At 54.0% G+C, this 8729-nt stretch carries 10 protein-coding genes; 4 read left to right on the top strand and 6 right to left on the bottom strand.

Going from position 1 to position 8729, the window contains the following annotated elements:
* The first annotated feature begins 776 nt into the window (after positions 1 to 776).
* Entirely contained in the window at positions 777 to 1229 is a 453-nt protein-coding gene (locus PHC90_13205; GenBank protein MDD3847300.1) for a GNAT family N-acetyltransferase, read from the top strand.
* A gap of 10 nt (positions 1230 to 1239) precedes the next feature.
* On the opposite strand, the gene PHC90_13200 is transcribed toward PHC90_13205, so the two are convergent.
* From PHC90_13200 to PHC90_13185, 4 genes are all read right to left on the bottom strand, one after another.
* Positions 1240 to 3054, bottom strand: a complete 1815-nt coding sequence (locus tag PHC90_13200; GenBank protein ID MDD3847299.1) for a LysM peptidoglycan-binding domain-containing protein — start codon at positions 3052 to 3054, stop codon at positions 1240 to 1242.
* 94 nt (positions 3055 to 3148) lie between these two features.
* The gene (gene fmt, locus PHC90_13195; GenBank protein MDD3847298.1) at positions 3149 to 4072 is read right to left on the bottom strand and encodes a methionyl-tRNA formyltransferase; all 924 of its coding nucleotides are present in this window, start codon (positions 4070 to 4072) and stop codon (positions 3149 to 3151) included.
* Positions 4069 to 4569, bottom strand: a complete 501-nt coding sequence (gene def / locus PHC90_13190; GenBank protein MDD3847297.1) for a peptide deformylase — start codon at positions 4567 to 4569, stop codon at positions 4069 to 4071. Before def ends, fmt begins: the two co-directional genes overlap by 4 nt.
* A gap of 170 nt (positions 4570 to 4739) precedes the next feature.
* Positions 4740 to 5105: a hypothetical protein gene (locus tag PHC90_13185; GenBank protein MDD3847296.1), complete on the bottom strand. Its 366-nt coding sequence runs from the start codon at positions 5103 to 5105 to the stop codon at positions 4740 to 4742.
* A gap of 113 nt (positions 5106 to 5218) precedes the next feature.
* Between PHC90_13185 and tatA the strand changes: the two genes are divergently transcribed.
* Positions 5219 to 5374: a twin-arginine translocase TatA/TatE family subunit gene (gene tatA, locus PHC90_13180; GenBank protein ID MDD3847295.1), complete on the top strand. Its 156-nt coding sequence runs from the start codon at positions 5219 to 5221 to the stop codon at positions 5372 to 5374.
* Between the two features lie 45 nt (positions 5375 to 5419).
* Positions 5420 to 5929, top strand: coding sequence for a 2-amino-4-hydroxy-6-hydroxymethyldihydropteridine diphosphokinase (gene folK, locus PHC90_13175; GenBank protein ID MDD3847294.1), 510 nt, complete (start codon positions 5420 to 5422; stop codon positions 5927 to 5929).
* 116 nt (positions 5930 to 6045) lie between these two features.
* Here folK and PHC90_13170 read toward each other — a convergent pair whose 3' ends face one another.
* Entirely contained in the window at positions 6046 to 6975 is a 930-nt protein-coding gene (locus PHC90_13170) for a zinc-binding dehydrogenase (protein ID MDD3847293.1), read from the bottom strand.
* A 106-nt stretch (positions 6976 to 7081) separates the two neighbouring features.
* Entirely contained in the window at positions 7082 to 7963 is an 882-nt protein-coding gene (gene lsrF, locus PHC90_13165; GenBank protein ID MDD3847292.1) for a 3-hydroxy-5-phosphonooxypentane-2,4-dione thiolase, read from the bottom strand.
* Positions 7964 to 8162: 199 nt separating this feature from the next.
* On the opposite strand from lsrF, the gene PHC90_13160 reads away from it, so the two are divergent.
* On the top strand, positions 8163 to 8723 hold the full coding sequence (locus PHC90_13160; GenBank protein ID MDD3847291.1) for a class II aldolase/adducin family protein: 561 nt from the start codon (positions 8163 to 8165) through the stop codon (positions 8721 to 8723).
* Positions 8724 to 8729: the final 6 nt, after the last annotated feature.

Raw genomic sequence — 8729 nt, 5'->3', positions numbered from 1 at the left:
ACGCCGCCCTTTCAAAGGGTTTCAACGATTACGACAGCCTGAGAAAGGACCCGGACATCAACAACCTCAGAAAGAGCAAGGAGTTCCGGCACATACTGGAAAAGCACAAGGTCTTCATCACAAAGTAGCTGGAACAGCTTAACAATCTGTTTTTACAGGCCCCATAGGCTCTAACGACTTATGGGGCCTTTTTCTGTTCGAAGATAGGTAACGGGTCGTTTCCAGAAGTCACCCTCTTGCCGAACACTCAGGAATCTTTTCACTAAAACATTCAAGGCCTCTGCCGATAATACCATCAGACAGATAGGGGGTGGCACATGGCACAGACAGCAGCATCAACTTCACCTTGTCCGCACTGCGGCTCCAGGATGTACCTGGACTTCGATGTTTGCAACACGGTGAAGGTCTTTGTATGCTCAAAACCCACATGCCTGCACCGAACCTACCCGGATTACCCGACAAGGACGGGGAACGAAGAGATTTGCTACCTGTGCGGAGGAGTATTCACTCTCCGTGAAGACTGTGCGGGGGTTCTCTGTCCGCAATGCAAGGTCGCGATGAGGAAAAGCAGAAATAGAATGGGCCGGGGCCATGGAAAAGAAGCTCCTTCCCATGCGCGAGGCCTCACAGCCTGACCCTCAAATAGGGCCATCATTCTCGCATCGGTTCTAAGAGGCCGATAATATTGCCTCTTTCACTCTCTGCACAACCGATCTTTCTCTTGCAATTTGTGCAACCACTATGTTAAAAAAAGAACAAGCGAGGTAAAACTAATTATGAGTAATTTTCTGGACAAGCTTTCCGTAAGGCAGATGGTAAAGGAAGACTTGGACTTCATAGTGGACATCGATACAAAGGTCCTCGGCGAGAGCAGGAAGGACTACTGGGTTACGAAGATCATAAAGCAGGCGGAGACCAGACCCCCCGATGCCTCATTGGTCGCGGAGATAGATGGAAGGGTGGCAGGCTTTATTCTGGGTGAGGTCAGCGGGTGGGAGTTCAAGGTGCCCAACAACATCGGCTGGATCGATACGATCGGGATAGACCCTGATTACCAGAACAGGGGCATCGCCAAGGTCCTCGCCGTGGGTCTTATCGACAACCTCCAGAGATACAGCGTCGATACCATATATACCCTCGTCAACTGGAACGATTGGGATCTTCTCCAGTTCTTTCACGCCATGGGTTTCTCCCGCGGCGATATGATAAACCTGGTACTAAAGGTCTGAGAGACGGCCTTTACCCTTTCTTTACGATCTTCAGTTTGGCTCTGCTGTTTATCTTGTTGCCTTTCAGCTTGTTGGCGGATTTCAGGTCGTCGATATCGATACCGTATTTCTCCGATATGGATGTCAGCGTTTCACCTCTTTTTACCGTGTGGTACCGAACCTTTTTCGACTTTGCGGGAGCCACTGTCTTTGCCGTCGTCACGTGGCTCGCAAGGCGGATCTTCATGTTGGGGTATACCCTGTTTCCCTTCAGCTTGTTTACCGACCGCAGGCTGGCTTCATCGATGCCATAGCGGTCACTTATCTCGGAAAGGGTTTCGCCCCTTTTTACAACATGGAAGGTCCTGACGGTACGTTTGCTGACCTTTTTCACAGCATGCACCGGCTCATCCCGTTCCGGCACTATTTTCCGCGAGGCAACTTTTGCCGGCCTGCCATCATCGTCATCTTTCCGAACGGTCTTTGATCTCTTCGCGCTCGGCGGGTCCTGAGCTGCCGCTTTTGCGAGAACCGTCCTGTTCGTTGAGTTTCCGGAGAACCTCGGTATGGCAATGACCATTCCCCGCTTGATCCTGAGGTCGTTATCACCGCTGTTGACAAGGACGAGGTCGCGTTCACTGACCTTGAACTTTCGGAGGATCCGCGCCATGCTGTCTCTTTTCCGCACCTTGTAGGTGGTGATGCCTCTTACCGTCGGGATCCCCTCAAGCTCCGTCTTCAGGCGTTCGTTGAAAGCCTGCCTGTCGACATCCGACGGCAGGTTCACCACGTAATCATTCGTTCCCGGAGGCGTGATGCCTCGCAGGATCTCGGGATTGCAGGTCCGAATAACGTCGACGTTGACGGATGAAGCCCTGGCAATGGCCGTGATCGGTGTTGCCGGGGGGACACTCACCTCGGCAAGCCTGACGGGCGGATCATAGGTGATGCTGCCAAAACCGAATTTCTCGGGGTCCTTGGCAATGATGGCCGCCGCTATCAACTGGGGGATGTAGTTTCGTGTTTCACGGGGAAGGGTATTGTATTTGTACAGTTCCCAGAAATCAGTCGTATTGTGTCTTTGGACCAGGCGCCCTATTCTCCCTTCACCTGCATTGTAGCTGGCGGCAGCGAGATACCAGCAGCCAAACTGGTCGAAAAGGTCCTTGAGATACTTGGCGGCTGCGACGGTGGATTTTTCCGGGTCCCGCCGTTCATCCACCCAGTAATCAACCTCAAGACCGTAGCGCTCGCCCGTGGAGTATATGAACTGCCACGGTCCTGACGCTTTCGCACGTGAATAAGCCTTGGGATTGAAACCGCTCTCTATCATGGCAAGATAGACAAGGTCCTCGGGCATGCCTTTTTCGCGGAGAATCTCAGTGATAACGGGAACATACAGACGCGACCGCTTCAACCAGTTGGCGAATACCTTCTTCTTGTCCTCGGAGAACCATTTAATATAATATTTGACGGCATCGTTGAATACGATGGGGATGTCAAAGTTCTGGTCGTAATTTGTGGTAAGGAGGGTCGTGATATCGTCATCGTCATTGAGCTGCATTTCCAGCGAATAGGGCTGCGGTTTAACCTTCTGCGGGGCACCCTGCTTCTGCCTCGTATGGGCAACGATCGCCCCGGTCTTCATTGAACTCGCGGTATACTTCTTGCCCATCCTGGAAGCAGACGGGTCATTCTCGGCCTGAGGAGCCCCAGGCTGCCCGCTGACGGGATTCTGAACGACGGGAGAGCCCGGACGGTCGAGGCCTTCCATTGAGACCTGATTGCTCGTTGCACATCCCGCAAGAAGTAAAACAAATGTTGCCAAAACCAGGTATCGTTTCATAATCCCCTTATCGCGCTCTGTTTCGTTATAGCCCTATCCTGATGATATGTGTAATATGCCTTTCCTGTCAATGAAAAAATGACCATTTGTGAAGCTAATTCAAAGACTTGTCTTGTAAGTCACGGTATCCCCTGGAAAAATCGTATGCATTCATACGCTTCCTGTTCTCCAGCTGGAGCTCCCTGATGATGAGCAAGCCCTTGCCGGTGCTCACTTCAAGCCCTGTTTTCGTGATCCCCGTGATCGTTCCGACAGGGGCTTTCGCCTCGACACTCTCGTCAACGCATGAACTGTATATATTCAACCGCTTTCCGTCGAGATAAGTGAAGGCCGTGGGCCACGCAACAAACGCCTTCACCTGGCAATCTACCCGGGCGGCGCTTTGCCGCCAGTCTATCCTGCCCATCTCCTTGGTAATGATCGGGGTATACGTGGCCGCTGTATGATCCTGCACCTGGCCCTTCATCATGCCCTGCCGTCCGATATCATCCATAACGTACTGCAACATCTGTGCCGCTTTGTCCGAAAGCCGATGCGACAGTGTCATGAAGTCATCATCCTTCTCTATGGCAACCTCATCCTGACGGATGATGTCGCCTTCGTCCATCTTCTCATTCATCCTGATGAAAGTCACACCCGTGGTGCTATCGCCATTGAGCAATGCCCATTGCATCGGCGACGGGCCGCGGTAAGCGGGAAGGAGGGACGGATGAATATTGACGGGACCTATCGACGGAATTTCGAGGGCCCATTTTGGAACGATGAGTCCGAAGGATACGACCACGTAAAGATCGGGGCGATGGTCGGCTATGGACAGCGCACTGTCATCCTTGAACGAATCTATCTCGATGAGCGGCAGGTCGAGTCCCATGGCAGCGCTCTTGACCTCGTTGTCATCGATCCGATAACCCCTTCCCCTGGGTCGGGCCTTTCTGGTCACAACGGCCGCTATGGAGTCTTTAACCTGCAGAAGGGATGGCACCGAAAAACCGGAGGATCCAAAAAAAATGATCCTCATACATTCTTCCTGGCATACTTCTTCTTGAAGAGATTCTTTTTGATGGGGCTCAGCAGATCGATGAAAAGAACGCCGTTGAGATGGTCGATCTCGTGCTGGAGAGCCCGGGCAAGCTGCCCTTCACAGTCGATCTCGATGGTGTTGCCCTTCATGTCCGTACCCCGAGCGCGCACTCCCCTGGCCCTCTTCACGTATTCATAATACCCGGGAACACTCAGGCATCCTTCCTCGCCGTTCTCCTCCAGGTGGGTTTCGACGATTACCGGGTTGATGAGGATGATGGGCTCTTTTTCGCGGGGGTTCAGGGACGCGTCGATGGCGATGAGCCGGATAGGAAGCCCGACCTGCGGAGCGGCAAGGCCGGCTCCATGGGCAAGGATCATGGTTTCTATCATGTCGCCCGAGAGTTTAACGAGCTCGTCCGTTATATTCTCAACAGGCTTCGCAAGCTTCCTGAGAACAGGATCGGGAATAACGCGAATATCGATAGTTGACATGTACTATTTTAAAACCAAATCGAGGCTAGAGTCAATAAAGACGGCTTGAATCGCTTGAACGTTGGAGACAAATGCTGTTGGGACGTTTCGAGGAAGACCCGATGCCTTCACTCGCGCGCGCAACATCCAGAGAAAAACCTTATTCAACGCTCAATCGGTTAAAGCCGTCTCTAAGATTCCGGACTGCGGTAGTAGGGGAAGTGGGTTACCATTTTGTTTTCGATGTCGTTGAGGATCGCTTCGGCAAATTCCCTGAGGTCCGCGGCCGCTTCCCAACCCGGCGGGTCGTACTCCTCGCCGGTCATGAGCATAAAAAAATTGACGAGGCGCGGCGGTCTCCATGCCATCATAGCATTCACCGTCTCCGCGACGTCTGTCTCCACGATGAGCTGACCGGTTTCAATGGCATACAGGGCAGCATGCACGCAATGGAGGCTTCCTTCCCGCGCACCCTCGCCAAACATTTCGAGGAGCCCGCGCGCCTTGACGTTCACAGGCATTGTGTTGAGTTCCTTGATGATGTCGCCGTCATTCATGGTATGCACCGCTACTATTTATACCGACCCCATAGAGATAATCAAGGATTTTAACATCCAGACACCGAAGAAAAAGCATTGACTCGTCTCTTTGGCGGGTGATATTATTAGCAATGTTTGGTTTAGGCGTTCCTGAGATAATTATAATCCTCGTCATCGTCGTCCTTATCTTCGGTGCAGGCAAACTACCTTCCATCATGGGGTCTGTGGGCAAAGGCATCAAGGATTTCAAGAAAGAGGTCAAGGACACAGACGGCAAGGACCAATAAAACATTACACGTTGGCATCAACTGCGGGGGCATGGAGGTACCGGCGTGGACAAAAAGATCTTCATTGGCATAGGCTCCAACATCGGTCAGGGCTACGAGAACTGCAAGACCGCCATCAGGCGCATCTCCAGCGATCATAGGGCCGACCTCAGGTCCATATCATCCTTCTACTCCACGTCACCCGTCTCAGATATCAGGCAGGATGATTACATCAACTGCGCCGTTGAGATCGACTGGCACGGCACGCCGTTGGACCTCCTTCGGTTCCTGGCCGACGTTGAGTCCTCGATGGGCCGGGTCAGGGAGGAGAAGAACGGGCCGCGGGTCATCGACCTCGACATCCTCATGTACGGTGACGGCGTTATCGATGAAGAACACCTCACCGTCCCCCACAAGGAACTTCACCGCAGAAAATTCGCCATAGTCCCCTGCATAGAGATAGACCCCGACCTCGTACATCCCTCCCTCAAAAAACCCTTAAGCCTCTTCCTCTCAGACATCCCCCCCGACCAGCAGGTGGTCAGGCTCGAAGGGATAGCTTTCAAGGAAGAATGAGGGGCGGTTTCAGGCAAAAGATGCCGGGAATCCCGTCCCTGGACGGGTGTCCTCTCAACAATTTCCGAGTCTTGCTTCTACCTGGAATGTGAAACCTGAAACGTGAAACCGTCTTCTTAAGGTTTGATTATGACCTTGATCGAATCGCGGCCGTCGGAGACGAGCTTGAAACCCTCCACTATGTCTCCCAGGGGGAGGCGGTGGGTTACGAGATCATCTACGGTTATGGTGCCCGACCCAACGAGGGTCATTGCCTCGACGATATCAGGGGGACCGCAGTAGTAGGATGTGCGGATAGTGATCTCCTTCATCCAGAAATCGTTGACGGGCACCACGACCTTCTCTTCCGGGCCGGGAACCGCGAAGAGAACGACGGTGCCGCCTTTGTCGACGCATCGCCATGCCTCGTCCACGGCCTGACGGGCAGAAGAGCAAAGAAACACGACATCGGCCGTTCTTCCATTTTCGGCCATCAGTCTCTCGACGACATCCCCGGCGCCGTCGATGACGGCTGCGGCGCCTGCCTTCGCGGCGAACCTCAACTTCATCGGGTTCACGTCGACGGCTATGACCTTGCATCCTTTGGCCACGGCGAGCTTCACATGGAGGAGCCCGGACATTCCGCAGCCAATGATCAGAACGCTGCGCTCCTTCTCCACTCCGGCCAGCCGCTGCGCCCGGACCGCGCATGCCAGGGGCTCGATAAATGTGCTCTGCTCGTAGGTGACATTTTCCGGCAGGGGGTATGTTCCCTGTTTTACGAAGATCTCGGGGACAAGAACATATTCGGCAAAGGCCCCGGGGAGCCTCTCTTTGACCTCAGTGCACTGCGGATAGTGGCCGTTCGCACAATAGACACAAGCACCGCAGGGTATCTTGGGGGGGATGAAGACCCTGTCGCCGGCCTTGAACCTCTCGACCGCGGAGCCAGCAACGGCCACCTCGGCACCAATCTCGTGGCCCTGCACAAGGGGTGCCCGCGGAAGGCGGTACCATTCGACGATGTCGCTCCCGCAGATGCCGCAGGCGTGGACCTTCACCACCATCTCGTGAGGCCCGGGAACAGGCGTCGGAACCTCTTCTATCCGAATGTCCTGATTGTTGTACCAGTAGGAGATTTTAATATCTATCCCTCGTCGGGTCGATCTTCGATCAACCCTTATTCTTCAGGCTCTTATAGAGGTCGAGAGCCGCAGCCGGGGTCATGTTCTCATGAACGACGGCGTTTACTGCCTGGATCATGGCAATGGGTGCATCGGACTGGAAGATATTCCGCCCCATGTCCACGCCGGAGGCGCCCTGCTGCACCGCATTGTAAGCCATGGTCAACGCGTCGAGCTCGGGTATCTTCTTGCCGCCTGCCATGACGATGGGCACAGGACAGGATGCGGTGACGGTGTCGAAATCCTTTTCCACGTAATACGTCTTGATATAATGGGCGCCAAGCTCCGCACAGATACGGCAGGCAAGCTGGAAATACTTGGCGTCGCGTGCCATGTCCTTGCCCACTGCGGTCACTGCCAGCGTCGGGATGCCATAACGGTTCCCGATATCGACCATTCTCGTCATGTTGATGATGGACTGCTTTTCATATTCACCGCCGATAAAAACCTGCACCGCCATGGCGCACACATTGAGGCGTATGGACTCCTCGATGTCTACGGCGATGTCCTCATTGGAAAGCTCCTTCAGGATGCTCGCGCCTCCGGACACCCTGAGGACTATAGCTTTCGAGGTTGACGGCGGCACGACACTTCTCAGAATGCCTCTCGTGAGCATCAACGTATCCGCGTAAGGGACAAGGGGAAGGATGTTGATGTCCACCCGTTCGAGACCCGTCGTGGGCCCCTGGAAATATCCGTGGTCAATGGCAAGCATGACCGTCCGCCCCGATACGGGGTTGAATATCCGCGCCAGTCTGTTCTTGATGCCCCAATCCAGCGAATTGGAACCCTTCAGGAAGAAACCTTCGCATTCCTGCGGCCTGTCGGTATAAAAATTCTTGGCTTCTTTCATCCCATCGGTGTCAGCCATTCTTTTCTCCTTTTCTAACGTGAAATTCTGGAATCACTAAAGAACTGCTTCGCTGCGCAGAGTATAAAACAACCCAAATTATGGTTCAAGTCAAAAGCGAAGACTCATCTCACTCTGCCGCCTTACAACCGGAAGAAGGGAGATTGGTCTTCCACAGCCCCGCCCATTTATGTTAGAAAAGAACGGAAAGGACGGTGCCATGGTTGATGATGCGAGGGTCCGGGAGATCATAGATTTCGGGCGCGATATGTTCCTGCGGGGGCTCGTGAGCTCTCATGCGGGAAACATCAGTGTTCGGGCGGGTTCGAACATATGCATAACCCGAAAGGGCGGCATGACGAGCCGACTATCCCCTGCGGACATAGTTGAGGTCGATCTGGATGGTGCAGACGACGACAATATCCGCAAGGCCTCATCGGAATATGTGGTCCACCGCGCTATTTATCTCAGTACGGGCGCCCTTGCCGTGGTCCATGCCCACCCGCCTTATGCAACCCTTCTTTCGATGAGCGGCGAACTTGTCCCCGTCGATTCTGAGGGGGCCTATCACCTGAAACGCGTACCCGTCGTCGCTCCTCAGAACGCCATCGCCTCCGAGGAAGCCGCCCAGCTTGTCAGCCAGACTCTGAAAGACAACAGGGTCGTCCTCATAAGAGCCCACGGCAGCTTCGCCCGCGGCGCCACCCTCGAAGAGGCATACATGCTTACAAGCACACTGGAGGCATCGGCTTTCTATCTCCACCACCTGGAAAACCGATGAAGATGG

The organism is Syntrophorhabdaceae bacterium (assembly GCA_028698615.1).
Taxonomy (GTDB): domain Bacteria; phylum Desulfobacterota; class Syntrophorhabdia; order Syntrophorhabdales; family Syntrophorhabdaceae; genus Delta-02.
The sequence above is the reverse complement of the archived record's forward strand: the minus strand, read 5'-3'. Positions and strand labels throughout refer to the sequence as shown.